Origin of the sequence: Gemmobacter aquatilis, assembly GCF_900110025.1 — a bacterium.
GTDB classification, from domain to species: domain Bacteria; phylum Pseudomonadota; class Alphaproteobacteria; order Rhodobacterales; family Rhodobacteraceae; genus Gemmobacter; species Gemmobacter aquatilis.
Genome location: NZ_FOCE01000003.1, coordinates 235,084 through 259,511, shown reverse-complemented (window position 1 = coordinate 259,511; position 24,428 = coordinate 235,084). Strand labels below are relative to the sequence as shown.

The 24,428-nt window shown below is 67.1% G+C and carries 28 protein-coding genes and 1 tRNA gene; 14 read left to right on the top strand and 15 right to left on the bottom strand.

The genetic code is table 11. The features are described from left to right. Positions 1-59: 59 nt before the first annotated feature. The 3 genes from BMX43_RS08140 to BMX43_RS08130 all read right to left on the bottom strand — a co-directional run bounded on the left by BMX43_RS08140 (position 60) and on the right by BMX43_RS08130 (position 1,529). Positions 60-419 carry a YigZ family protein gene (locus BMX43_RS08140; RefSeq protein ID WP_091299903.1) on the bottom strand — a complete coding sequence of 120 codons (360 nt, stop codon included), beginning with the start codon at positions 417-419 and terminating at the stop codon, positions 60-62. Positions 420-475: 56 nt separating this feature from the next. Continuing rightward, entirely contained in the window at positions 476-730 is a 255-nt protein-coding gene (locus BMX43_RS08135) for a DUF6455 family protein (RefSeq protein WP_091299901.1), read from the bottom strand. 64 nt (positions 731-794) lie between these two features. Continuing rightward, positions 795-1,529 (bottom strand): M48 family metallopeptidase, encoded by a 735-nt coding sequence (locus tag BMX43_RS08130; protein WP_245749415.1) that lies wholly within the window; start codon positions 1,527-1,529, stop codon positions 795-797. Between the two features lie 141 nt (positions 1,530-1,670). On the opposite strand from BMX43_RS08130, the gene BMX43_RS08125 reads away from it, so the two are divergent. From BMX43_RS08125 to argF, 3 genes are all read left to right on the top strand, one after another. Then, a complete protein-coding gene (locus BMX43_RS08125; RefSeq protein WP_091299897.1) occupies positions 1,671-1,910 on the top strand; it encodes a hypothetical protein in 240 nt (79 codons plus the stop codon). 512 nt (positions 1,911-2,422) lie between these two features. Beyond that, entirely contained in the window at positions 2,423-3,604 is a 1,182-nt protein-coding gene (locus tag BMX43_RS08120) for an aspartate aminotransferase family protein (protein ID WP_091299894.1), read from the top strand. 255 nt (positions 3,605-3,859) lie between these two features. Beyond that, entirely contained in the window at positions 3,860-4,786 is a 927-nt protein-coding gene (argF, locus tag BMX43_RS08115; protein WP_091299891.1) for an ornithine carbamoyltransferase, read from the top strand. A 98-nt stretch (positions 4,787-4,884) separates the two neighbouring features. Here the strand turns inward: argF and BMX43_RS08110 are convergent, their stop codons facing one another. From BMX43_RS08110 to BMX43_RS08095, 4 genes are all read right to left on the bottom strand, one after another. Then, entirely contained in the window at positions 4,885-6,708 is a 1,824-nt protein-coding gene (locus BMX43_RS08110; protein ID WP_091299888.1) for a calcium-binding protein, read from the bottom strand. Between the two features lie 84 nt (positions 6,709-6,792). After that, complete coding sequence (locus BMX43_RS08105; RefSeq protein WP_091300220.1) at positions 6,793-7,947, bottom strand: MFS transporter; 1,155 nt, start codon at positions 7,945-7,947, stop codon at positions 6,793-6,795. A gap of 90 nt (positions 7,948-8,037) precedes the next feature. Continuing rightward, on the bottom strand, positions 8,038-10,512 hold the full coding sequence (gene hrpB / locus BMX43_RS08100) for an ATP-dependent helicase HrpB (protein WP_091300215.1): 2,475 nt from the start codon (positions 10,510-10,512) through the stop codon (positions 8,038-8,040). A gap of 70 nt (positions 10,513-10,582) precedes the next feature. Further along, on the bottom strand, positions 10,583-11,311 hold the full coding sequence (locus BMX43_RS08095; RefSeq protein ID WP_091299885.1) for a DUF3108 domain-containing protein: 729 nt from the start codon (positions 11,309-11,311) through the stop codon (positions 10,583-10,585). Between the two features lie 155 nt (positions 11,312-11,466). Here BMX43_RS08095 and meaB point away from each other — a divergent pair, with 155 nt between their 5' ends. The 4 genes from meaB to BMX43_RS08075 all read left to right on the top strand — a co-directional run bounded on the left by meaB (position 11,467) and on the right by BMX43_RS08075 (position 13,895). Continuing rightward, complete coding sequence (gene meaB / locus BMX43_RS08090; protein ID WP_091299882.1) at positions 11,467-12,441, top strand: methylmalonyl Co-A mutase-associated GTPase MeaB; 975 nt, start codon at positions 11,467-11,469, stop codon at positions 12,439-12,441. Between the two features lie 174 nt (positions 12,442-12,615). Continuing rightward, positions 12,616-12,903 carry a 50S ribosomal protein L28 gene (gene rpmB / locus BMX43_RS08085; protein WP_091299878.1) on the top strand — a complete coding sequence of 96 codons (288 nt, stop codon included), beginning with the start codon at positions 12,616-12,618 and terminating at the stop codon, positions 12,901-12,903. A 120-nt stretch (positions 12,904-13,023) separates the two neighbouring features. Next, positions 13,024-13,371 (top strand): hypothetical protein, encoded by a 348-nt coding sequence (locus BMX43_RS08080; RefSeq protein WP_139201550.1) that lies wholly within the window; start codon positions 13,024-13,026, stop codon positions 13,369-13,371. A 35-nt stretch (positions 13,372-13,406) separates the two neighbouring features. Next, positions 13,407-13,895: a copper chaperone PCu(A)C gene (locus BMX43_RS08075; RefSeq protein ID WP_091299871.1), complete on the top strand. Its 489-nt coding sequence runs from the start codon at positions 13,407-13,409 to the stop codon at positions 13,893-13,895. Positions 13,896-13,911: 16 nt separating this feature from the next. Here BMX43_RS08075 and BMX43_RS08070 read toward each other — a convergent pair whose 3' ends face one another. Then, entirely contained in the window at positions 13,912-14,616 is a 705-nt protein-coding gene (locus tag BMX43_RS08070) for an NAD-dependent deacylase (RefSeq protein WP_091299866.1), read from the bottom strand. A gap of 28 nt (positions 14,617-14,644) precedes the next feature. Between BMX43_RS08070 and BMX43_RS08065 the strand changes: the two genes are divergently transcribed. Then, positions 14,645-15,118: a low molecular weight protein-tyrosine-phosphatase gene (locus BMX43_RS08065; RefSeq protein WP_091299863.1), complete on the top strand. Its 474-nt coding sequence runs from the start codon at positions 14,645-14,647 to the stop codon at positions 15,116-15,118. Here BMX43_RS08065 and BMX43_RS08060 read toward each other — a convergent pair. Further along, positions 15,103-15,417: a hypothetical protein gene (locus BMX43_RS08060; protein WP_091299861.1), complete on the bottom strand. Its 315-nt coding sequence runs from the start codon at positions 15,415-15,417 to the stop codon at positions 15,103-15,105. The two genes, BMX43_RS08065 and BMX43_RS08060, sit on opposite strands and share 16 nt — an antisense overlap. 226 nt (positions 15,418-15,643) lie before the next feature. On the opposite strand from BMX43_RS08060, the gene BMX43_RS08055 reads away from it, so the two are divergent. Further along, complete coding sequence (locus BMX43_RS08055) at positions 15,644-15,955, top strand: hypothetical protein (RefSeq protein ID WP_091299858.1); 312 nt, start codon at positions 15,644-15,646, stop codon at positions 15,953-15,955. On the opposite strand, the gene BMX43_RS08050 is transcribed toward BMX43_RS08055, so the two are convergent. Beyond that, entirely contained in the window at positions 15,930-16,118 is a 189-nt protein-coding gene (locus tag BMX43_RS08050) for a hypothetical protein (RefSeq protein WP_091299855.1), read from the bottom strand. The genes BMX43_RS08055 and BMX43_RS08050 overlap by 26 nt on opposite strands. A 50-nt stretch (positions 16,119-16,168) precedes the next feature. On the opposite strand from BMX43_RS08050, the gene BMX43_RS08045 reads away from it, so the two are divergent. Together BMX43_RS08045 and BMX43_RS08040 are read left to right on the top strand one after the other, a co-directional pair. Continuing rightward, the gene (locus tag BMX43_RS08045; protein ID WP_091299851.1) at positions 16,169-16,486 is read left to right on the top strand and encodes an antibiotic biosynthesis monooxygenase family protein; all 318 of its coding nucleotides are present in this window, start codon (positions 16,169-16,171) and stop codon (positions 16,484-16,486) included. Between the two features lie 67 nt (positions 16,487-16,553). Next, complete coding sequence (locus BMX43_RS08040) at positions 16,554-16,808, top strand: GlsB/YeaQ/YmgE family stress response membrane protein (protein WP_091299848.1); 255 nt, start codon at positions 16,554-16,556, stop codon at positions 16,806-16,808. Positions 16,809-16,868: 60 nt separating this feature from the next. Here the strand turns inward: BMX43_RS08040 and uvrB are convergent, their stop codons facing one another. Next, positions 16,869-19,049, bottom strand: coding sequence for an excinuclease ABC subunit UvrB (gene uvrB, locus BMX43_RS08035; RefSeq protein WP_091299845.1), 2,181 nt, complete (start codon positions 19,047-19,049; stop codon positions 16,869-16,871). A 325-nt stretch (positions 19,050-19,374) separates the two neighbouring features. Here uvrB and BMX43_RS08030 point away from each other — a divergent pair, with 325 nt between their 5' ends. The 3 genes from BMX43_RS08030 to BMX43_RS08020 all read left to right on the top strand — a co-directional run bounded on the left by BMX43_RS08030 (position 19,375) and on the right by BMX43_RS08020 (position 20,279). Then, entirely contained in the window at positions 19,375-19,686 is a 312-nt protein-coding gene (locus BMX43_RS08030; RefSeq protein WP_091299842.1) for an ETC complex I subunit, read from the top strand. Positions 19,687-19,710: 24 nt separating this feature from the next. Beyond that, positions 19,711-20,172: a GNAT family N-acetyltransferase gene (locus BMX43_RS08025; protein ID WP_091299839.1), complete on the top strand. Its 462-nt coding sequence runs from the start codon at positions 19,711-19,713 to the stop codon at positions 20,170-20,172. Positions 20,173-20,202: 30 nt separating this feature from the next. Next, a tRNA-Arg gene (locus tag BMX43_RS08020) sits at positions 20,203-20,279 on the top strand. 45 nt (positions 20,280-20,324) lie between these two features. Here the strand turns inward: BMX43_RS08020 and BMX43_RS08015 are convergent. From BMX43_RS08015 to pcaD, 4 genes are all read right to left on the bottom strand, one after another. Beyond that, complete coding sequence (locus tag BMX43_RS08015) at positions 20,325-21,569, bottom strand: mandelate racemase/muconate lactonizing enzyme family protein (protein WP_091299835.1); 1,245 nt, start codon at positions 21,567-21,569, stop codon at positions 20,325-20,327. Positions 21,570-21,649: 80 nt separating this feature from the next. Then, entirely contained in the window at positions 21,650-22,867 is a 1,218-nt protein-coding gene (locus BMX43_RS08010) for a TCR/Tet family MFS transporter (protein WP_091299831.1), read from the bottom strand. A gap of 33 nt (positions 22,868-22,900) precedes the next feature. Continuing rightward, positions 22,901-23,575 carry an alpha/beta fold hydrolase gene (locus BMX43_RS08005; RefSeq protein WP_091300212.1) on the bottom strand — a complete coding sequence of 225 codons (675 nt, stop codon included), beginning with the start codon at positions 23,573-23,575 and terminating at the stop codon, positions 22,901-22,903. Positions 23,576-23,644: 69 nt separating this feature from the next. After that, the gene (gene pcaD / locus BMX43_RS08000; RefSeq protein ID WP_091299827.1) at positions 23,645-24,427 is read right to left on the bottom strand and encodes a 3-oxoadipate enol-lactonase; all 783 of its coding nucleotides are present in this window, start codon (positions 24,425-24,427) and stop codon (positions 23,645-23,647) included. Position 24,428 lies beyond the last annotated feature (1 nt).

The following is a 24,428-nucleotide window of genomic DNA, read 5'->3' as shown; positions in this document are numbered from 1 at the left end:
TGGCAGGCGGGGGGCGGGCTGTCCATCGCGGCGGCCTCATACCCGGGGTGGAGATCGGGTCAATCGGTGCGCTCGGCCTCCAGAAAGGCGCGGACACAGGTGACGACATGGGCAAAGCGGTCGCCGCCCAGATGCACGCCGCCATACCAGCGCGTCACGACGACGATGGTGTCGCGCAACTCGGCACGTTCCAGCATCCGCAGGATCACCGCACCTGCGCCGCTTTCGCCATCGTCATTCTTGACCGGCCCGCCCTCGGACAGCAGGCAGGCCCAGGAATTATGCGTGGCCTTGGCGTATTTCTTCGTGCGCTTCAGCGTGGCGAGGAACGCCTCGCATCCCGCCCGGCCCTGCACAGGCCCGCCGGAGACCGCATATTTCGACCCCCGGTCGCTGACCACATTCTCGATCTGCCGCATCCTGACCTCGCTGTTCGCGGGCAGGGTAAAGCGGCGGGGCGGCGGGCGCCAGCGCCCTACGGATGGGCCAGCGCCTCGATCTCGTGCTTGTTGGGGCAGAACTCCGGCAGCGCCTGATCCTTGCACGCATGGGCCACCCAATCGATGCAGGTCTCGGCGCAGGCGCAGCCCTGACAGCGGCTGACCAGCCGCGCCAGCTCGCTGCGCTTGAGCCAACCTTCGGTGACGGCGCGCGGCAGGCTGACCCCCGCCACCCGCGCCATGCCATGCGTGAGCCACCACGCTTTCGGAGCTTCGACATACCCGATCATCTGCGATCTCCTTCTCCTGTCTGGCAAGGATGCGACAGGGCGGGGCGCGACGCCTTGACGCAGATCAAGAACCGGCGGCGCGCAGCCGGGCGACCACAGCGGCGACCTGCGCCTGACGCTGCGCATTGGGCGGGTGGCTGCCGAGGAATTCGTCGCCCGGATCGGGCAGGCGCGAGAAGAACCCGGCGCCCAGCACCGGATCATAGCCGGCATCAAAGGCGATTTCGGCGCCCAGCGCGTCGGCCTCCAGCTCGAACGCCTTGGAATAGCGGCGGGCGCCGACGCTGGCACCGATGCGCTGCCAATGTTCCAGCGCGGCCCCGTCGGCGCCGGTGATCTGCCCCAGCACGCCGCCCAGCACCGCGCCGGTGACGGCGGTGTTCTGCTGGCGGGCGATATGGCCAAGGATGTGATGCGAGGCTTCGTGCCCCAGAACGAAGGCGATCTCGTCGGCATTGCGGGCATCGGCGATCAGCGCGAGGGTGAAGCCGACCACCGGGCGGCCCTGTTCGTCCAGCGTCTGAAAGGCGTTGGGCGGCATCTCGAAGCGGCGGTCGATGACGATCTCGAAATTGCAATCGGCCATGCCCCGGGTGCGTTCGCGGCACAGGCGTTCGGCGACGGGTTCGACCCGGTCAACCACGGTGATGAAGTTTTCGGCCGCCTGCGCGGGGGACAGCGGCGCGCTGGCGGCCACGGGAAAGACGGGCGGTTGCGCAATCGGGGCGGCGACAGGCTGCACGCAGCCCGCAAGGGCAAGCGCCAGCACCCCCCAAAGGGCCGGTTTCATCCATGCCATGCTGCCTGCTCCATTCTGCTTTTTCCCTACCCTAGCAAATCCGCGGGCGGCGGAAAGGGGCGGGTGGCCCGCTCACGCGCAATTCATGGCGGGGGCGCCTTTGCGATTGCACGCGGGCGGCGCCGGGCCTAACCTGAGCGCATGTTTACCATCGAGCACGACTTCGACGCCACCGTGATCACCCTCATCGACGAGGGGCATGAGGGGCTGCAGGAAGACATCACCATCAACGCCTTTGACGATTGCATCACGCTGGAACAGCTGCATCCGATCACCGAAGAGCCGATGGTCATCACCCTGTCCATGACACAGCTGCGCGATCTGGCGGCGGCGCTGGATCTGCCGGAAGGCAGCTATCGGCTGGAACGCCCCAAGGGGTGAGGGGCTGGCAGAATCGGGGCTGCACCCGGAAACGGGGGCGGGCTCGGGGGGCATCGAGCCCCCGCTCGCCCGCTGCCGCAGGGGCGGCAGTTGCGCGCTGGCCGAGGCTTCGGTCTGGCGGCGCGGCAGGGCGCCTTCGGCGAGAGGGTATTTGGGCAAAGAAGAAGGTGCAGAGCTGTGCCTTCCCCTTGCTTCTTTGGAAAATGCGCTTGGGGGGGGCCTGCAGGGGCCAGAGCGGGCTGAAAGCCTGCTTGCGCGGAGGCTGGCGTGACCTGCCGGAGCCATGTCGGCAGAAAATCGTTTACAGCCGCCCGGGCGCGCGCTATGCGATCCGCATGATCGCCCAGAGCCGCCTTTTCCAGCTGCCCCGACGCCGACGCACCCGCGCCTGAGCGCGTGCTGTCCTGCGCGATCTGTTCGGGCGCTTTCGCCCGGTCTCTCCGATCCTCCCCCGTTGACATGCCGCTGTGCCTTTGGCACCCCTATGGCTTCGCTTCCGCAAGGATATTCCCATGATCACCGCTGTTCTGCCGACCTATAACCGCGCGCCGCTGGCTTTCACCAAGGGTGAGGGAAGCTGGCTGACCGCCGAGGATGGCAGCCGATACCTTGATCTGGGCGCCGGTATCGCGGTGAACGCGCTGGGCCATGCCCATCCGGCGCTGGTGCAGGCGATCAGCGATCAGGCGGCAAAGCTGTGGCATGTGTCGAACCTCTACCGCATCCCGGAGCAGGAGGCGCTGGCCGAGCTGCTGGTGGACAAGACCTTCGCCGATACCGTGTTCTTCACCAATTCAGGCACCGAGGCGGCGGAACTGGCGATCAAGATGGCCCGCAAATACTGGTATGACAAAGGCCAGCCGGAGCGGATCGAGATCCTGACCTTCGAGGGGGCGTTCCATGGCCGCTCCACCGGCGCGATTGCGGCGGCCGGGTCGGAAAAGATGGTCAAGGGCTTTGGCCCGCTGATGCCGGGCTTCCGGCAACTGCCGTTCGGCGACCATGACGCGCTGCGCGCCGCGATCAGCGACAAGACCGCCGCCGTGATGATCGAGCCGATTCAGGGCGAGGGCGGCATCCGCACGCTGCCCGATGCCTGCCTGAAGGGGCTGCGCGATCTGTGCGACGCGCATGGCGCGCTGCTGATCTTCGACGAGGTGCAATGCGGCATGGGGCGCACCGGCAAGCTGTTCGCGCATGAATGGGCGGGGGTGACCCCGGATATCATGATGGTGGCCAAGGGCATCGGCGGCGGCTTCCCGCTGGGCGCGGTGCTGGCCACCGAAGACGCGGCCTCGGGCATGGTCGTGGGCACGCATGGCTCCACCTATGGCGGCAACCCGCTGGGCTGTGCGGTGGGGGCTGCGGTCACGCGGATCGTGTCGGACGATGCGTTTCTGGCCGAGGTGAACCGCAAGGCGGGCCTGTTCCGGCAGGGGCTGGAGGGGCTTGTCGCCGCCCATCCCGCGGTGTTCGAGGGTGTGCGGGGGCAGGGACTGATGCTGGGGCTGAAATGCAAGGCGCCCAATCTGGATGTGGTGAAGGCGGGCTATGCCGAACATCTGCTGACCGTCGCCGCCGCCGACAACTGCCTGCGCCTGCTGCCCGCGCTGAACATCCCCGACGCCGATATTTCCGAGGCGCTGAAGCGGCTGGACGCTGCTGCCAGCCGGGTGGAGCAGGATGCCGCTTGAAACCGCCTGCCTTGCGTCTCTGATCCGGCCCGGACCGCCTTGGCCCGGTGCTGCGCCGGAGGCGCGGGCGGTTGATCCGGGTCTGGCGGACCCCGATCCTTCGAACGAACGCGCCGTGCGGGCCTGGCGACGAGCCTGCGCCGGACCGTGACGCGAAGGGACGGGCTTTCTGCCCTTCTCCCTTCATCCTGGTAAAAATACTCCCGGGGGTCCGGGGGCAGGCAGCCCCCGGCGATCCGCCAGAAAGACCACACGATGACGCATTTCCTTGATATTCATACCACCTCGGCCGAAGATCTGCGGCGGATGATCAATTCCGCCCATGCGATGAAAGCCGCGCGCAATGGCCGCCCCAAGGGCACGCCGGATGATGACCAGCCGCTGAAGGGCCGCATGGTGGCGCTGATCTTCGAAAAACCCTCCACCCGGACCCGCGTGTCTTTCGATGTGGGCGTGCGCCAGATGGGCGGCGAGACCATGGTGCTGTCGGGCAAGGAAATGCAGTTGGGCCATGGCGAGACGATTGCCGATACTGCCCGGGTGCTGAGCCGCTATGTCGATCTGATCATGATCCGCACCTTTGAGGAAGCGACGCTGCAGGAAATGGCGGAATATGCCACGGTGCCGGTGATCAACGGGCTGACCAACCGCACCCATCCCTGCCAGATCATGGCCGATGTGATGACCTATGAGGAACATCGCGGCCCGATCGCAGGCAAGAAGGTGGTGTGGTGTGGCGATGGCAACAATGTCTGCGCCAGCTTTCTGCATGCGGCAGGGCAGTTCGGCTTCGATTTCACCTTTACCGGCCCCCAGACGCTGGACCCCGAGGCGGACTGGCTGGGCTTTGCCCGGTCGAAAGGGGTGAGCGTGCAGGTGGAGCGGGATCCGGCCAAGGCTATGGCGGGCGCCGATCTGGTGGTGACCGATACCTGGGTGTCGATGCACGACCCGGAAAGCGCGAAAGAGCGCCGCCACAACCAGTTGCGCGCCTATCAGGTGAACGAGGCGCTGATGGCGCAGGCCAAGCCCGACGCGCTGTTCATGCATTGCCTGCCGGCGCACCGGAATGACGAGGTGACCAGCGCGGTGATGGACGGGCCGAATTCGGTGGTGTTCGACGAGGCGGAAAACCGGCTGCATGCGCAGAAGGCGGTGATGCGCTGGTGTCTGGGGTTGTGACCGGGATTTGGCGACGGTGAAGGAAGAAGGGGGGCTGTCTGCCCCCCTCGGCCTGCGGCCTCACCCCCCGAGGATATTTTCAAACAGAAAATGAGGGGTCAGAGCAGCAGGTCATCCGCGTTCAGGCTGGTGACATGGGCAAGGCGCAGGATGAAATCGGCGGTGCCGTTGCCATCGAGATCGGCTTGCAGCAGGCCGTCGCCCCCGACGCGGGCAAAGCGGAGTTCGCCTGCCTGGCCGCTGAAGCTGGCCGTTTCGATGAAGGTCAGGTCGAGCGCCCTGAGGTCGATCCGGTCGGTGCCGCTGTTGAAATCGGTGATCAGGTCGCGGGCAGCGCCGGTGCCGCTGTCGGTGGCGGCGGTGAACAGGAACACATCCGCGCCGCCATCGCCGCTGAGCGTATCGGCACCCGCATCGCCGCTGAGGCGGTCATTGCCACTGCCCCCTGTCAGACGATCGCGGCCTGTGCCGCCCTCGAGCCGGTCGGCGCCATCCTCGCCGCTGATCTGGTCGGCGCCGTTCTGACCGGCGATGCTGTCGGCACCGCCGCCGGCGAAGACGATGTCATTGCCGCCCGAGCCCACGAGCGCATCCTGCCCGGCGCCAAGGGTGCGGGCGTGGCCGTTGCCGCGCAGGGTGATGAAGTCATCGCCTGACGTGCCGGTGCCGTTCACCTCTGACAGGTCGATCAGCCGGGTCAGCACCTGCGCGGTGGCGGCGTTGGTCCAGACCAGTGCCACGCGGCCATCATCCAGCGCGGTGCCATGCAGTTGATACTGGTCACCATCATTCACGCTGCCATCGCCGGGATTGACGCGAAATTCCGGCCCCAGCGCGTGGCCGCGCGCATCGAAGCGGCGGATCAGCACATCCTGATCGCCATAGATATTGCCGGGCTTGGCGGTATCGAGCGTATAGAGTGCGAGGAAACCGCCATCCGGCAATGCGACGATTTCGGCGCCATCCTGCCCGAACCACGGGCCCCCCTCGGGGCGGATTTCAAAGGCGTCGCCGCGCGGGGTGCCGTCGGCGTCGAAGATGCGGGCATTGATGAAATTGCGGTTGGTTTCGATCGCGGGATCGTAGTTTTCGGTCCATGTCACGACAAAGGCGCCATCGGCGAGGCGGGCGACCTGCGGGGCATACTGGCTGGCGAAGGTTTCGCTGCTGACCACGAATTGCGTGCCGACGCGTGCGCCATCGGCATCGAAGAGTTGCGCGAAGACGCCGTAATCGCTGCCGTCGCTGCTGCTTGAATCCTCCCAGACCACGACAAAGCCGCCATTGCCGAGGGCGGCGACATCGGGGGCGGCCTGCTGCCCCTCGGCCACGGCATTGGCGCGCCAGATCGGGGTGAGGTGGGTGCCGGTGGTGCTGAGGATCCTCAGCCCGATATCGCCGTCATCGGCGAAGGCCAGCACGATGCGCCCGTCGGACAGGGTGGTGGAGGCGGGGGCATATTCCCAACTGCTGGTGATGACATCGCCCTGCGCGTTGGTTTCAAGCGCGGCCACGAAGGTGGGGGTTTGCGCACCGCCATCGGCGTCGAACAGCCGGGCCATTACATTGCGCCCGGTGTTGTAGCCGGAATTATACTCGACCGAGGTCCAGCTGACGAGGAAGCCGTCTTCGGCCGGGGTGATATGCGGGGCGTTCTGGTCCAGCGGCGTGCCGCCCGGATCGGTCAGCGCGCGGCTGATCTGGCGGGCGGCGCCTTCGGGCGTACCGTCTTCGCCGAAGACCCGCATCCAGATGCCCTGCGCGCCGCCCTCGGGCCGATGAGCCCAGGCAATGGCGAAGCCCCCCCCGGCCAGGGCGGTGACGGCCAGCGCCTCGCCAAAGAAGTCGGTGCCTGCGGCGGGGCCTGCAAGGCGGGCCGCCGGACCGGCAGAGCGGATGAATTCATGTGTGAAAAGTGTCATGGCTGTTCCTTCCCCAGCGCGCCTGTCGGCGGCTTTCCCTGCGGATAGTGTTGCAGGGGAGGGGGCGGCGCGCCATGATTTGGGTCAAGCGTGCGGCCGATCGGCATTGCGGGCGATGCGGGCCAAGGCGCTGACCGCCAGCAGCAGCACGGCCAGTGCGGCATAGGTCAGGCGAAAGCCCATGTGTTCGGCCACGAAGCCGATGGCAGAGGGGGCAACGAGGATGCCGGAGTAGCCGATCATCGTGACGGTGGACAAAGCGGCGCCCGTGCTGAGGCCGGGGTGGTTGCCAGCGGCGGAGAACAGGATCGGCACGGTATTGGCGAGGCCAAAGCCCGCCAGCGCGAAGGCGACCAGAACCAGCGGCGCGGTGGGGGCAAGGGCCGCGCCCAGCAGCCCCACCGCCGCGATCAGGGTCGAAAGCCGCAGGGTGGCCACTGCGCCAAAGCGGTTGCGCAGCGCATCGCCGACAAAGCGCATGATCGCCATGGCCCCGGCAAAAAAGGCAAAGCCAAGGCCAGCGCTGGCAACGCCGATGCCATGTTCCTTCAGCAGATAGAGCGCCGACCAGTCCATCACCGCACCTTCGGGCAACATGCAGAGCAGCGCCAGCAGCCCCAGCCCCCAGATCACCGGATCGCGCGGCAGCAGGCGGGGGCTGTGCGGGGTGGCCTGCGGCGGGCTGGGCGGATCGGCCAGCAGATGCGGTGCGGCCAGCGCAAACAGCAGGGCGCTGGCCCCGGTGGCGGCCAGCGCCTGCCCCGGGGCGCCCAGAAGCGCGATCAACGCCCCGCCGAGGCTGCCGCCGAGAAAGCCCCCCAGGCTCCAGAACCCATGCGACGAGGACATGATGGCGCGGCCCAGGGCGCGTTCGACCGTCACCGCATTGGCATTCATCGCCACATCCATGCAGCCCAGCATGGCGCCGAACAGCATCATCGCGGGGGCGAGGGTCCAGAGGGTGGGGGCCAGCACGATCAGCGGCAGGGTGGGCAGCGACAGCAGCGCGAAGGCTTGCAGCACCCGGCGCGAGCCAAAGCGGGCGATCAGGCGGCCCGCGAACAGCATCGCGGTGACAGCGCCCGCGCCAAGGCCAAGGATCAGCAGGCCCAGCACCGCCTCGCCGATGTCATGGCGGGGCAGCAGCAGCGGGATCTGCGGCGCCCAGGCCCCCATCAGGAAGCCGTTGATCAGGAACATGGCCGCCACGGCCCAACGCCCGCGCGCTTCGATCGGCATCGCAATCTCCAAAACGGTTTGGATCTGGCGATACAGCAAAAGCGGGTGGGGTGGAAGGGCGGGGGGGATCAAGTCCTGTTTCGGCCTGTTTCAGGTGCCGCGCGGTTTGGTGCGGGTGGTGGGGTCGGCCTCACGCGGGTCATCGGGCCAGGGGTGGCGCGGATAGCGCCCGCGCATGTCGCGGCGCACATCGGCATAGGAATTGGTCCAGAATCCCGGCAGATCCGAGGTGACCTGCACGGGTTTTCCGCCCGGCGACAGCAGGGTGATGCGCAGTGGCAGGCGTTTGGGGCCGACAGTGGGGTGGATGGTCACCCCGAACATTTCCTGCAGGCGCACCTCGATCCCCGGGGCCTCGCCGTCATAGTCGATGGGGGCGCGGCGGCCCAAAGGGGTTTCAAAATGGGCGGGAGTCAGCCGGTCCAGCAGTTGCAGCGCCTCCCATCCCAGATGGGCACGCAGGGGTTCCAGCAGGTCCAGATTGCGCAGGTCGGCTTCGGTTTTCAGGCCCGACAGATAGGGCAGCAGCGCGTCACCGGCCAGCAGGGCCTCATCCGAAAGGTCAGGCAGATCGGCGCCGTCGCGGCGGCACAGATCGACGCGGGCCTTCAGGCGGCGGGCGGCGGGCGTCCAGACCAGGCCGATCTGGCGCAGCCCCTCCCGGGCGGCCATAGCGCGCGCCTCGGGCGGGGCGTCGGTCCAGTGGCGATCATCCAGCACCAGTGCGCCGAAACATTCCTGCCGCCGCGCGATCACCCGGCCTTCGCGTTTCGACCAGTCGCAGACATCGCGCCATGCGATGCGGTCGCCATGAACCGCGCGCAGCTCGGCCTCGGTGATCGGGATCGCCTGCCGGATGTCGGCTTCGCGCAGATCGCCGTCCAGATCGGTGGCCACCAGCAGGCGGGCGCCCGACAGCGGCTGTCCTGCCGCCATCGCCGCCCCTTTGCCGCCCGACAGCACCCAGCGCGGCGCGTCGCCCTTGCGGCGCAGGCCCACGCGGTCGGGATAGGCCAGCGCGGCCAGTTGCGCGAGGCTGAGGCCCAGCGGTTTGGCGGGCACCGCGCGTTCCAGCCGCCGGGCCTCGGCGCGGATGCGTTCGATGGTGGGGCGGTGCGGTTCGTGGATCGTGTCGCGCGCCACGCGGGCCGGATCGCGGATCGCGGCCATGCGCAGCGCCAGATCGGCGGGGGCGCTGCGCAGCGGGTCGCGTTCGGCCAGCAGGGCGGCCAGCGTGGCCGCCTCGGCCCCGCCGCCAGCGCGCAGCAGCATATGGCCCAGACGCGGGTGCAGCGGCAGGGCAGCCAGCGCGCGGCCATGGTCGGTGATGCGGCCCTTGTCCAGCGCCTGCAACTGCGTCAGCAGCGCCTGCGCTTCGCCCAGCACGCCGGGATGCGGCGGGGTCAGGAAGGGCAGGTCGGTCGAGCCCCACAGCGCGAGTTCAAGGGCGAGGGCGGTCAGGTCTGCCGCCTCGATCTCGGCCGGGGGGAAGGGGGCAAGGCCGCCCTCCTCGCCCTTCGACCACAGGCGATAGCAGATGCCGGGGGCCACCCGGCCCGCGCGGCCCCGGCGCTGTTCGGCCTCGGCCTTGGTCACCCGTTCGGTGATCAGCCGCGCCATGCCCGAGGGCGCATCGAACCGCGCGCGGCGGGCGCGCCCGGCATCCACCACCACGCGGATATCGGGCAGCGTCAGCGAGGTTTCTGCGATGGAGGTGGCCAGCACGATATTGCGGCGGCCTGCGGGGGCGGGGGCAAGGGCGGCACGCTGGGCGGCAAATTCCATCGCGCCGAACAGCGGGCGCAGGTCGCACTCGGCGGGCAGGCGGTTGCGGAGCAGGGATTCGACCCGGCGAATCTCGCCCTCGCCGGGCAGAAAGACCAGCACGCCGCCGTCGGGGCAGTCTTCCACCGCCTGCTGCACAAGTGCGGCGGTGGCGCCATCCAGCCTGGCGCGGGCGTCCAGCGGGCGGGGCAGCCAGCGGGTTTCCACCGGGAAGGCGCGGCCCGCGCTGGTGACCAGCGGCGCATCGCCCATCAGGGCGGCCACCGGGGCGGCGTCCAGCGTGGCGGACATCACGATCAGCAGCAGGTCGTCGCGGAGCGCGGCGCGAATCTCCAGCGTCAGGGCAAGGCCCAGATCGGCATTCAGGCTGCGTTCGTGAAATTCGTCGAAGATCAGCGCGCCGATGCCGTCCAGCGACGGGTCGGATTGCAGCATCCGGGTCAGGATGCCTTCGGTGACCACTTCGATCTTCGTGGCGCGGCTGACCTTGGATTCGCCGCGGATGCGGTAGCCGACGGTCTGCCCCGGTTCCTCGCCCAAGGTGGCGGCCATGCGTTCGGCGCTGGCGCGGGCGGCAAGGCGGCGCGGTTCCAGCATTAGGATGCGGCCCTGCACCATCCCCCAATCCAGCAACGCCAGCGGCACGCGGGTGGTCTTGCCCGCGCCGGGGGGCGCCTGCAGCACCGCCATGCCGCGCGCTTGCAGTGCGGCGCGCAGGTCGGGCAGGGCCTCGTCGATCGGCAAGGCGGCAGGGGGCGGCAGGGGGCTATGGGGTGGCATCGGCATCCTCGCAGGCGTGATGCCGGAATGACCAGATCACGCCGCGCGGTGCAAGGCTTTCGCGCCGGGGTTACTGGCGCACCAGCCGGGCCTTGCCATAGAGCGAATCCATCGCCACCTCGACCACCCGCATCTTGCCATCGGGGCCGGGGGCATAGGTCAGCGTGAAGGGGAAGCGGGTCTTTTCGGCCATGTCATCGGCCGAGAAGCCGGCGATGCGGCGGTATTCGCCGGTGCAGGTCACCTTGTTGCCCTGCGCCTGCGGGGTGCCGGTGGTCACCTGACTGGCGCGGCGGCCATCGAAGATCTGCAGGCTGCGGTTGCATTCTTCCCCCGGCGCCACGTCGCGCAGCGTGGCGAACATCGCGGTCAGCGGATCGACCTTGCCCCCCTGATCGGCGGGCGAGATGTCATAAGGGCGGGCCTTGCGCTCTGGCTGGCTGCGGGTGACGGTGGGCACGCCGTTAGCATAGCTGATCTGCGATTGCGACTGACGGCGCCCGGTATCGGCATCCTCGCTATAGCTGGCGGGCTGATAGCGGCCATCGACGCTGATGATGCCGCTGGCCGTGGCGTCATAGCTGACCTTCTTGAGCAAGGCCGCCATGCCCGAGGTTTTCAGTCGCCCGGTCACGCTGTAGCTGCCGCCCGGTGCGCCCGATCCCGACCAGCTGAGCGTGCCTGCGGTCAGGCCCGCCAGCACGAAATCGAAACGCGCCTCTTCCGCCGCTGCCGTGACCGGGGCCGCCGACAGGCCAAACCCGACCAGTGCCGCCGCAAGTCTGCTGTTCATTTTCATGGCGCAAGGCCCTTTCCGGTTGCTTTCGCAACGCAATCTGCATCTTGGGCTGGAATATAATGTGACAAGCGGGCATTACAGCCCCGCCAGCCTTCTTTCGGCCATTCCCTGCCGGTCTGGGCGGCATAATCCGTTTTGCCTGCCGGAGCACTGCCATGGATGTTACAGCCCTTGCACAATCCGTGAAAGCCGGGGAGCGCCGGGCGCTGGCCCGGGCGATCACGCTGGTGGAAAGCGCGCGCGAGGATCACCGCGCGCAGGCCCGCGCGCTGGTGGCCGAGGTGGCGCGAAACGGGCGGCAGGCGCTGCGCATCGGGCTTTCGGGCACGCCGGGCGTGGGCAAATCGACCTTCATCGAGGCATTCGGCCTGTTGCTGACGGCGCAGGGGCTGCGGGTGGCGGTGCTGGCGGTCGATCCGTCTTCGGCGCGGTCGGGTGGCTCGATTCTGGGGGACAAGACGCGGATGGAACGGCTCAGCCGCGACCCGCTGGCCTTCATCCGCCCCTCGCCCAGCCAGACCCATCTGGGCGGCGTGGCGCGGCGCACCCGCGAGGCGGTGGCGCTGTGCGAGGCGGCGGGGTTCGACGTGGTGCTGATCGAAACGGTGGGGGTGGGACAGTCGGAAACCATGGTGGCCGAGATGTGCGATCTGTTTCTGCTGCTGCTGGCGCCTGCCGGGGGCGATGAATTGCAGGGCGTCAAGCGCGGCATCATGGAAATGGCCGACCTGATTCTGGTGAACAAGGCCGATGGCGATCTGAAACCCGCCGCCTTGCGCACCCAAGCGGATTATGCGGGGGCACTGCGGCTGCTGCGCCGCCGCCCGCAAGACCCCGAGGGCTTTCCCAAGGCGCTGACGGTTTCGGCGCTGGCCGAACAGGGGCTGAAGGATGCCTGGGGCGAAATGCAGGCGCTGGCGCAATGGCGCCGCGATCACGGCCATTGGGACAGAAGCCGCGCCCTGCAGGCCCGCCACTGGTTTGAAGAAGAGGTGCGGCAGGGGCTGCTGGCCAGCCTGACCCGCGATCCGCTGCGCGGGCTGATGCAGAAGCTGGGCACCGATGTCGGCGCCGGGCTGCGCACGCCGGACGAGGCGGCGGGCGAGGTTCTGGCGCTGCTGGGCCGCTGAGCCGTCTGCGGGCGCAAAATATCGAGGCGGCACAGGTGAATCGCTTGACCTCGGTTCGGTTTGCACCTAAACGGCGGCAATGGAATTCGGTCTCGCTGCTGACAGCGGGGTCTAATAGTGTTACTTCGGGCTTCCGCCGTGGCGCAAGGGCCCGTCAAGACAAGGATCACGACGATGTCGCGCGTCTGCGAACTGAGCGGAAAAGGCCCGATGACTGGCAACACTGTCAGCCACGCCAACAACAAGTCCCGTCGGCGCTTCCTGCCGAACCTGAACGAGGTCACCCTGATCTCTGACGTTCTGGGGCAATCCTTCCAGCTGCGCATTTCCGCGGCTGCGCTGCGCACGGTGGACCACCGTGGCGGGCTCGACGCGTTCCTCGCCAAGTCGAAGGACGACGAGCTGTCGGACAAGGCGCTGAAGATCAAGAAAGAAATCGCCAAGGTTCAGGCCGCCGCCTGATTTCTTGCGTCTTTCGCCGATATGCGAACCCTGCCCGAAAGGGCGGGGTTTTCGCATTTGGGGCCGCGTGATTTTGCCGCCTTGCAAGTGCCGGGCAAGCCGCTATGGCTGTGCCCCATGATGCGGTTCCGTCTTCTGTCTGGTTTGCTGCTTGCGCTGGTGCTGGGCATCGGCGCTGTTGGCATGGCTGTCGCGCGGGTGCAGGCCCCGATGGCGGGGACGATCGTGATCTGTTCGGGGTCTGGCATGATGGAGATTTCCGTCAATGCCGAGGGCCAGCCGGTGGGCACGCTGCATTTGTGCCCCGATTGCACGCTGGCCATGGCGCCCGGTGTATTGCTGGCACAGGCCAGCGGCCCGTTGGCCGTGCCGCAGCGCTGTGTTGCGCTGATCCTGCCGACCGGGGTTGCGGCGCAGCCTTGCGCGGGCCTGCCGCCACAGGCGCGGGGGCCACCGATCCTGCTCTGATCCCTTCGTATTTTCTCATTCAAAGGACAGAACAGATGACCCTGCTGAAATCCCTGCTTGCCGCCACCGCCATGGTCGTGGCCCTTCCCGCCTTTGCGCAGGATATTACCATCACCGACGCCTATGCCCGCACCTCTGGCATGATGGCCAAAAGCGGCGCGGCCTTCATGGTGATCGAGAATCACGCCGCTGCCGATGACCGGCTGGTCTCTGCCGCCTCTGACGTGGCGCAGCGGGTGGAACTGCACACCCATATCGCCGGGGCCGATGGCGTGATGCAGATGGTCGAAGTGCCGGAAGGTTTCGTGGTTCCGGCCCATGGCAGCCATGCGCTGGCGCGCGGCGGCGATCATGTGATGTTCCTCGGCCTGACGCGCGAACTGGCGCAGGGCGACAAGGTCAGCGTGACGCTGACCTTCGAGAAGGCCGGGCCGATGACCGTGGAAATCCCGGTCGATCTGGCCCGCAAGGACGGGATGAAGATGGGCGGCGGCATGAAGATGCAGGGCGGCGCCTCCAACTGACCGGCGCGGCGGGGGGCTAAAGCACGCGCCCCCGCGCCAGCACCTCGGCCACCCAATCCGGCACGATGCGGGAGGCGGGGCCGAGGCGCACCTCGTCGAAATCCGGGGCCACGGCGCTGGCCTCGGCATTCAGTTCCAGACAGAAGGCCCCGGCGCGCCCGGCATCCTGCGCAAAGGCCGCCGCCGGATAGACGGTGCCCGAGGTGCCGATGGCCACAAAGGCATCGGCCCGGCGCAGCGCCTGCCAGATGTCCTCCATGTGATAGGGATATTCGCCGAACCAGACGATATCCGGCCGCGCCTGCGCCGTGGTGCAGGCGGGGCAGGGGTCTTGCGGGCGCTGGATGGCGGGGGCGGGCCAGCGGTGGCCGCAGGCGGCGCACAGCGCGCCCTCCAGCGTGCCGTGCATGTGCAACACATTGCGCGACCCGGCGCGTTCGTGCAGGTCATCGACATTCTGGGTCACGATCAGCATCTCGCCGAGATAGCTCTGCTCCAGCCGTACCAGGGCCTCATGGGCGGGGTTGGGGGCGGCGGCCCGGCTGTTGGCGCGGCGGGCGTTGTAGAAATCCAGCACGCGCTTTGGGTTACGGGAAAATCCTTCGGGCGTGGCGACCTCTGACAGGTCATGGCGGGTCCACAGCCCGTCCTTGTCGCGGAAGGTGCCCAGCCCGCTTTCGGCGCTGATCCCCGCGCCGGTCAGGATCACCAGTCTTTCCATCGCGTGGCCTCCGTGGCACATCTTGCGGATGATGCACCGTATCCTCTTTGTCTGCCTCGGCAATATCTGCCGCTCGCCCACCGCCGAGGCGGTGTTTCGCCAGATGGCGCAGACCGTGCGGCTGCCGGTCGTGGTGGACAGTGCCGGAACGGGGGGCTGGCATGTCGGCGAGCCGCCGCATCCGCCGATGATCGCCGCCGCTGCCGCACGCGGCTATGACCTGCGCGCGCTGCGGGCACGGCAGGTGCAGCGGGGCGATTTCGCCCGCTTCGATCAGGTTCTGGTGATGGATCGCAGCAATCTGCGCGACGCCATGGCGCTGTGGCGGCAGGCGGGGCAGGGGGCCGCCCCACGCCTGTTTCTGGACTACGCGCCAGACTGTGGGCTGAGCGACCTGCCCGACCCCTGGTATACCCATGATTTCGACCAGACGCTGGATCTGGTCGAGGCGGCGAGCCGGGGGCTGATCGCGGCGCTACGCGCGGCTCAGCCGCCGCAATAGGCCTCGGCGGCCTGACCGAAGGCTTTGTAATGTTCCCAGAACGCATCGTCCGAGGCGCGTTTGGAGATCCAGACATCATGCGCCTTGTCGGGATTGTTGAGCAATTGCGCGGCCTTGCGCTGATCTCCGCCTTTCAGCGTGCGGTCGGCGACCTGCTGGATGCAGGCGCACAGCCCGCGGTCGCCATTCGCGCGATCCGAGCGCAGACAGGCGCGCTCGATCGGGCCAGCCTGCACTTGCATGGACATCAGGGGAAGCAAAAGCGCCGCAATAGCGCCTGCCAGAACGAGTTTTGCCATTTTCTGCCTCTTGCCTCATGGGCGGGGAAATCCTCCGCCACGGGTCATTTTCTTGCATGAACTATGCCGTTTCCGGGCGTTTTTTGCAATGCGGCGCGGTGTCTCGGCGAAGATTGGCCGATGGGGCGGAAAATCGCAAGAAACAGTGGAACCAGAAGGGCCGGGCGCAATCACTGGTGGGTGTGGCTTAACCCGGCCTTAACCGGCGCTGCGGCAGGGTGGGCAGATGATGCGCATTGTTTCCCTTTTGCTGATTCTCTGCCTTGTGGCCTGCGGTGCGCAGCCCGCGCCCGGCATGTTGGGCGCGGCCCGCCATGAAACCCGGCTCGGCGGGCATGATTATGTGCTGTACCGCAAGCAGGACCGGGTGGAGGTGATCCGCCTTGGTTCAGCCTTTGGCGCGGATCACGATCTGATCCGTGCCAACATGATCGGCGTGGTGACGGGCCTGACCGGCTGCGAGGTGGTGCCGCGCAGTATCGAAGGCGACAGCGGCGACATGCGCGCGCGGATCAAGTGTCCGAAGGGCCGACGATGAGGAGTTGCCACACCGCATAGGCCCCCACCGCGCCGAACAGCATCGCCCAGCCCGGGCTGCCGCCGTAGACCTCGATCCCCGCCCAAGCCAGCGGAAACAGTGCCGTGGCCCAGCGCCGCCAGACCGGGCGGAAGAACGGGTGGTTCGGGTCGATGATCTGCATGGTTTTTTCCCGGCCGGATGCTACCCTCGGGCGGAGGGAGGACGAAAACCATGCCAGAGATCACGACGGAGTTTCAAGGCCAGACGATCATCACCACGTTCGAGATGACGCCGGGCACCGCCCATGACCTGATGGAGGCGCTGGAAGAGGCGTATCGCGACTTCATCCGCCACCAGCCGGGGTTTCTTGGCGCGGGCCTGCATATGAACGACGCGCAGACGCGGATTGCCAATTACTCCAAATGGCAGCGGCGCGAGGATTATCAGGCCATGCTGCGCACCGAGGAAATGCGCACGCGCAATCGCCGCATCGCCACGCTGTGCCGCGGGTTCGAGCCGGTGATGTACGAGGTGCAGGCGGTGTTCTGACCGGCGGCGCTTGCGGCTGCGGGATCGGCGGCCTAGGCTTGACGCAGCAATAACCCGGAGGGATGTCATGGGAATTGGAAGTCTGCTGGTGATGCTGCTCATCGGCGCCGTCGCGGGCTGGATTGCGGGCAAGCTGGTCTCCGGCTCGGGGTTTGGGCTGATCGGCAACATCGTCATCGGCATTCTGGGCGCGCTGGTGGCCTCGCTGATCCTGCCGCGTCTGGGCTTCGGGCCGGGCGGCGGCATCCTGTGGGGGATCATCTATTCCACGCTGGGGGCGGTGATCCTGCTGGTGGTGGTGCGCGTGCTCAAACGCGCCTGAAGCGGTTCCGCCTCACACCCCACCCGCGGCGGGTCCGCCTCGAACGGAACCTGAGGCGGTTCAGCGGCCGCGCCGTTTGGTGCCGCCGCGCTGGCCCGCCCGTCCGGCGGTCGAACGCCCGGCGGTTTTCACCGCCGCCTCGACCGCCTCTTCCACCACCGATTGCCGCGCCAGCGGATCGTCGGCAATGGCCAGTTCCACCGCCTCCAGCCGCTTCACCTCGTCGCGCAGGCGGGCGGCTTCCTCAAACTCCAGGTTTTCCGCCGCCTTGCGCATCTGCAAGCGCAGCGCATCAAGGTGCGCGGCCAGATTGGCCCCGGCCATCGGCTTTTCGACCTTGGCGGTGACGCGCGACATATCGGTGTCGCCCTGCCACAGCCCGGCCAGCACATCCTCGACATTCTTCTTCACGGTCTGCGGCGTGATGCCGTGTTCCAGATTGTAGGCGATCTGCTTGTCGCGGCGGCGATTCGTCTCGGACAGCGCGCGTTCCATGCTGCCGGTGATGCGGTCTGCATACATGATCACCCGGCCCTCGGCATTGCGCGCGGCCCGCCCGATGGTCTGGATCAGCGAGGTTTCCGACCGCAGGAACCCCTCTTTATCCGCATCGAGAATCGCCACCAGCCCGCATTCCGGGATGTCCAATCCTTCGCGGAGCAGGTTGATCCCCACCAGAACATCAAAGGCACCCAGCCGCAAATCCCGCAGGATTTCAATGCGTTCTATGGTGTCGATGTCAGAGTGCATATAGCGGATGCGGATGCCCTGTTCGTGGAAATATTCGGTCAGATCCTCGGCCATGCGCTTGGTCAGGGTGGTGACCAGAATCCGCAACCCCTGGGCTGCCACGCGGCGGATTTCGTCCAGCAGATCATCCACCTGCATGTCCACCGGGCGAATCTCGACCATCGGGTCCAGCAGGCCGGTGGGGCGGATCACCTGTTCGGCAAAGACGCCGCCGGCCTGCTCCATCTCCCAGGCGGCCGGGGTGGCCGAGACGAAGATCGTCTGCGGGCGCATCGCGTCCCATTCCTCGAACTTCAGCGGGCGGTTGTCCATGCATGAGGGCAGGCGGAAACCATGTTCCGCCAGCGTGAACTTGCGCCGATAGTCGCCCTTGTACATGCCGCCGATCTGCGGCACCGAAACGTGGGATTCATCTGCGAAAACAATGGCATTGTCGGGGATGAATTCGAACAGCGTCGGCGGCGGCTCTCCGGGGGCGCGGCCGGTCAGATAGCGGGAATAGTTTTCGATCCCGTTGCAGACGCCGGTCGCCTCCAGCATTTCCAGATCGAAATTGCAGCGCTGCTCCAGCCGCTGCGCCTCCAGCAGCTTGCCCTCGGCGTGCAACTGCTCCAGCCGCAGCTTCAGTTCCAGCCGGATGCCCTTGATCGCCTGTTGCAGCGTCGGGCGGGGGGTAACGTAGTGCGAATTCGCATAGATGCGGATCTGCGGGAAATTGTCGGTCTTGGCGCCGGTCAGCGGATCGAATTCGACGATGCTTTCCAGTTCCGGCCCGAAGAACGAAAACCGCCAGGCGCGGTCTTCAAGGTGGGCGGGCCAGACCTCCAGACTGTCGCCGCGCACCCGGAAACTGCCGCGCTGGAAGGCCTGATCGTTGCGGCGGTATTGCTGCGCCACCAGTTCGGCCATGACCTGCCGCTGGTCATACATCTGCCCGACCTGCAGATCTTGCGTCATCGCCGAATAGGTTTCGACCGAGCCGATACCGTAGATGCAGCTGACCGAGGCGACGATGATCACATCGTCGCGTTCGAGCAGCGCCCGGGTGGCCGAGTGGCGCATCCGGTCGATCTGTTCGTTGATCTGGCTTTCCTTCTCGATATAGGTGTCCGACCGGGCGACATAGGCCTCGGGCTGGTAGTAATCGTAATAGCTTACGAAATACTCAACGGCGTTTTCGGGAAAGAAGCCTTTGAATTCGCCGTATAATTGTGCGGCCAGCGTCTTGTTGGGGGCAAGGATGATCGCCGGGCGCTGGGTCTGTTCGATGATCTTGGCCATGGTGAAGGTCTTGCCGGTGCCGGTGGCACCCAGCAGCACCTGATCATGCTCGCCCGCCAGAAGGCCGCCCGCCAGTTCGGCGATTGCCGTGGGCTGATCGCCCGCCGGGCTGAACGGCGACTGCAGCACGAATCGGCGCCCGCCTTCCAGCTTGGGGCGGGTCAGCACCTCGGGCCGGGGGGCGGGGGTGTTCGTGTTGTTGTGCGGCATGGCTGATTCCCTGATGCAGCCCCCAAGATGATCCGTTTTTGTTCCGGTTCAAGGGTCTGCGGCATCTGGCTTGGCCTGCGTGAACCATGGCGAGAAGTTAATGCGCCGTTAATAAACTTTAGGTTGAAATGTGGGAGCCGCTCTGCCATGGTCAAGGGGCAAGCAACGCACTGTCGGCTGGCCGCACCACACCCACACCCCACACCCAGTGGCTGGCCGACAGACCTTGCCTTCCCTCTGAAATCCTTGCTGCGACAGCCCGCCAAGGCCTTGCCTCAGACAGCGTTTTCGCCAATAAGAGGGCAGACCGGTCAAGGAGCATCCCATGCGCGCACGCATCTACCAGCCCGCCCGCAACGCCATGCAATCGGGCACCGCCAAGACCAAGGGCTGGGTGCTGGAATTCGTGCCCGCCTCGGCGCGTGAAGTTGACCCGCTGATGGGCTGGACCTCGACCACCGACACCAGCACGCAGGTCAAGCTGCGCTTCGACACGCGCGAAGCCGCACAAGACTATGCCACTGCCAATGGCATCGAAGCCGTGGTGATGGAACCGCAGGCGCGCAAGGCCAATATCCGGCCGATGGGCTATGGCGAGAATTTCGCCACCAGCCGCCGTGGCGCCTGGACGCACTGACCGGCTGCCGGTCAGGCCTTGCCGATGATCACCATCGCCCGCGAACATCCGGTGCAGGACGATCTGGCGCTGCTGCATCAGCGCCATACCGAGGCGATGCACGCCGAAACCCCGCCCGAATCGATCCACATGCTGCCCGCCGATGCACTGGCGGCACCCGGGATCGCGTTCTTCGTGATGCGCGAGGCGGGGCAGGCCATCGGCATGGGCGCGGTGAAGCGGATCGACGACAGCCATGCCGAGATCAAATCCATGCATGTGCTGGCGGAAACCCGGGGGCGGGGGCTGGCGAAAACCATGCTTGACCACCTGATCGCCGAGGCGCGGGCGCAGGGCTTCACCCGGCTGAGCCTTGAGACTGGCGTGGAAGGCATCTTTGCCCCGGCCCGCGCGCTGTATCTGCGCGCCGGATTCGCCGAATGTGGCCCCTTTGCCGATTACCGCGAAGACCCGAACTCCATTTTCATGTCGCTCCGTCTTGCATGACGCCCCGCCATGCCGCAAAAGAGCGGCAGCGGGCTCATAGCTCAACTGGATAGAGCAGCCGACTTCTAATCGGCAGGTTGAGGGTTCGATTCCTTCTGGGCCCGCCAGAAATGCGCCGGGGCATCGCGCCCCGGACAGGTATTCCCAAACCCCTAGCGCTGCGGCAGCGTGATTGGTGCGCCGCCTTCGAACAGGTTGGGGCGGCTGTAGTCGCAGGGCGCCTCTTGCATCTGCAGATGCAGTTGCGTGCCGGTATAGGGATGGGCGCGGGCCAGATCTTCGTCGAAGTCGATGCCGAGGCCGGGGGCTTCGGGCGGCAGGATATGGCCATCTTCCCAGCGGATGCTGTTGCGGATCAGCTTCATGTGGAAGGCGCCGCCGGTTTCGATGGTTTCAGCCATCAACAGGTTGGGGATCGAGGCGGCGAGGTGGATATTCGCCGCCCATTCCACCGGCCCGGCATAAAGATGCGGCGCCATTTCGGCATTGAAGATCTCGGCCATGGCGCTGATCTTCTTGGCCTCCCACAGGCCGCCGACGCGACCTAGGGCCGGTTGCAGGATCTTTACCCCGCCCGCGCGCAGCAGGGTGCCGAATTCGGCCTTGGTGGTCAGCCGCTCGCCCGTGGCCAGCGGAATGCGGATGTGGCGCGCCACTTCGGCGAATTCCAGCAGGTTGTCGGGCGGGATCGGCTCTTCATACCACAGCGGGTTGAACGGTTCGAGCGCTTGCCCCAGCCGGATCGCGCCGGGGGTGGTGAACTGGCCATGCGTGCCGAACAGCAGGTCGGCGCGATCCCCCACCGCCGCCCGGATCGCGCGGCAGAAGGCGACCGAGCGCGTGATGTCGGACATCGACGGTTCGTGACCGCCATGGATGGTATAGGGCCCGGCGGGATCGAATTTGACAGCGGTGAAGCCCTGATCGACAAAGCGCAGCGCCGCCTCGGCCGCCTGATCGGGATCGACCCAGAATTGCGCGGTTTCCTTGCCGGGTTCGGGATAGAGATAGGTGTAAGAGCGGATGCGGTCATTCACCCGCCCGCCCAGCAAGGCCCAGACCGGGCGGTTGCGCGCCTTGCCCAGAATGTCCCAGCAGGCGAGCTCCAGCCCCGAAAAGGCGCCCATCACCGTGGGATCGGGGCGCTGGGTGAAGCCTGCGGAATAGGCGCGGCGGAACATCAGCTCGATATTCTCGGGGTTTTCGCCCTGCATGTGGCGGGAAAATACATCCTCGATCACCGCTGCCATCGCCTTGGGGCCGACGGTGGAGGCGTAGCATTCGCCGTAACCGGTGATGCCGCAGGCGGTGGTGAGTTTCGGGAAGATCCAGTAGCGCCCGCCCCAGCCGGGGGCGGGGGGCGCCACGATGAAAAGGTCGAGGTCTTTGAGCTTCATGATCTGCCTCTTGCCTGTGCCTGACCGCCGGGGGCTTCACGCCCCCGGACCCCCGTGGGATATTTGAGCCAAGATGAAGGCTAGGCGCGTGGCGGGGCGCTCTCGCGCGTTTGGGCGACAAAGACTGCCATGGCAGCGACCATGATGAGGGCGGAGAGCAGGAAAGGCGCGCCGGGCCAGTAGATCGGCGCGCTGTCGCGGGTGAACAGGCCGAAGATCGTGGTCATCACCAAGGGCGCAAGAATGGTGGCCAGCGCGTTCAGCGAGGCGGCGAGGCCCTGCAGCTCGCCCTGCTGGGTTTCGGGGGTGCGGCGTGACAGCATGGATTGCAGCGCCGGGCCGGTGATGCCGCCCAGAGCGGTGAGCGGGGTGAAGACCAGTGCCCAGAAACCCGAGGTGACGACGGCGTAGAAGCTGTAGCTGCCGACCTCGACCGCCATGCCGAGGATGCCGGTGCGCCGTTCGCCAAGGCGCGAGATCATCGGCTGCACCAGCGCCGCCTGCGCCCCCGCCATGCAGATGCCGAACACCGCCAGCGAGATCCCGATCCACCAGGCATCCCAGCCGAAGGCGGCCTTGCCATAAAAGCTCCAGATCGCGGGCCAGACGTTGAAGGTGAGCGCGTAGAGGAAGCTGACCAGCAGCAGCGCCTTCAGCCCCGGCAGGTGGCGCAGCGCGGCAAAGGCGCCCAGCGGGTTGGCGCGGGACAACGCGAAGGGGCGGCGCAACTCGCGCGGCAGCGATTCCGGCAGCACGAAAGCGCCGAAAGCGAGGTTGGCGAGCGCCAGCACGGCGGCGGCCCAGAACGGCGCGCGGCTGTCGATCAGAGCCAGAAAGCCGCCCAGCATCGGCCCGGCCACGAAGCCCACGCCGAAGGCCGCGCCGATCAGGCCGAAGCGGCGGGCGCGATCATCGGGGGCGGAAATATCGGCGACATAGGCATTGGCGGTGCTGTGGGTGGCGGCGGCCACCCCGGCGATCAGCCGCCCGATCAGCAGCAGCCAGACGGTATGGGCCAGTGCCATCAGCACATAATCCAGCGCCATGGCGCCCATCGACACCAGCAACACCGGGCGGCGCCCGAAACGGTCTGACAGGTTGCCGATCAGCGGGCCGCAGAGGAACTGCATCACCGCGAAGGCCGTGGCCAGCACCCCGCCCCAGAGGGCGGCATCGGCAAGGCTGCGCCCGGTGACCTCGGTCAGCAGATCGGGCATCACCGGGAAGATCAGCCCGATGCCGATGGCATCCAGCAGCACGGTTTGCAGAATGAAGGTGAGGGCGAGGTTGGCACGCATGGCGGCAGGTCCGGCACTGGAAAAGCCCGGACGCTAGCCGCGCGTCATGGGCTTGGCAAGGCGGTGGATCGCCTGCGCCAGCCGCTCGGGCATCGAGAAGAAGGGCGAATGCGAGGAGGGCAGGTCGATCTGCGGCAGGCCGCTGGCCATGGCCGATTGGAAGGCGGGCGGGATCGCGCGATCCTCGGTGCAGCGGATATAGGCGCGCGGCAGGTGGGGGCTGTGGCGCAGGGAAAGCGCGGTTTCCTGCGGGCGGATCGGCTCGGGGCGCAGGTGGGCATGGGCCAGCGCGCGCGCCTCGGCGGGGCAATCATGGTAGAACAGCGCGTCGATGCGTGCGGGATCGAAGCTGAACAGCGTGCGGTCGGCGTTCACATTGTAGCTGCCCGACAGCGGGCGATCGGGCCAGGCACGGCGCATCTGGGCCAGGCTTTCGCCGTCGCGGGGCACATAGGCGCAGACATGGATCAGCCCCGCCACGCGGTCGGGGGCGGCCTCGGCGGCGGCGGTGATGGCAAAGCCCCCGGCGGAATGGCCGACGAGGATGGTGGGTTCGGGCAGGTGTTCGGCAATGGCGGTGGCATGGGCGGCCAGAGTGGCATCCGGGCCATGGGGCAGGTCGATTGCATGGGCATTGTTGAAAAAAGGCAAGACATCGCGCCAGCACCAAGGGCCATGGCAAGAGCCGGGGATGAATAGAAACCGCATTTTATCAGACCCTTTTGCCGCAAAGCTCATGTGCCACAGCTTTGGCCATCGCAGGCCAAAATGTTCGATTCAGATATGGCCGATCCGTCGCAGGAAACCGGCCAGAGCCTCGGCGAAGGCTTCGGGGGCATCGACGGGGGGCAGGTGGCCCGAAGGGCGCAGCAGCTTGAACTCGGCCCCCGCCATCAGATCGGCGGTTTCGCGCACCAGATCGGCGGGGGTGGATCCGTCTTCGCTGCCCGCGATCACCAGCGCGGGCAAAGTAAGGCTGGCAGTGGGCGTATAGAAATCCGTTCCCGCAATCGCCGCGCAACCGCCACGATAGCCTTCGGGCGCGCAGGCCAGCAAGCGGTCGCGCCAGGGCGCCGCCAACCCCTCGGCCCGGAAGCGGCGGGGGAACCAGCGCTCCATCACCGCGTCGGCCACCGCTTCCATGCCGCCTGCCGCCACGGCCGCACTGCGGGCCTGCCACTGGCTTTCATGGCCGATCCGTGCGGCGGTGTTCGACAGCACCAGACCGCGCACCTGATCCAGCCGCTTGACCGCCAGCCCCTGCGCCACCAGCCCGCCCATCGAGATCCCGACAAACACGCAATCCTTGACGGCCAGATGATCCAGCAGGCGTTCGGCATCACGGATCAGCGCGCCCATGCTGTAGGGCGCGGCGGGCACGTCGCTGCCGCCATGGCCGCGATGGTCATAGCGGATCAGCCGCAGGCCGGGGGGCAACAGCGGCAGCACCGCGTCCCACATCGCAAGGTCCAGCCCCAGCGCATGCGAAAACACCACCGGCGCCCCCGCGCCCTCGTCACGGTAATTCAGCCGCAGATCGGGAAGAAAGGCGGTGGGCATG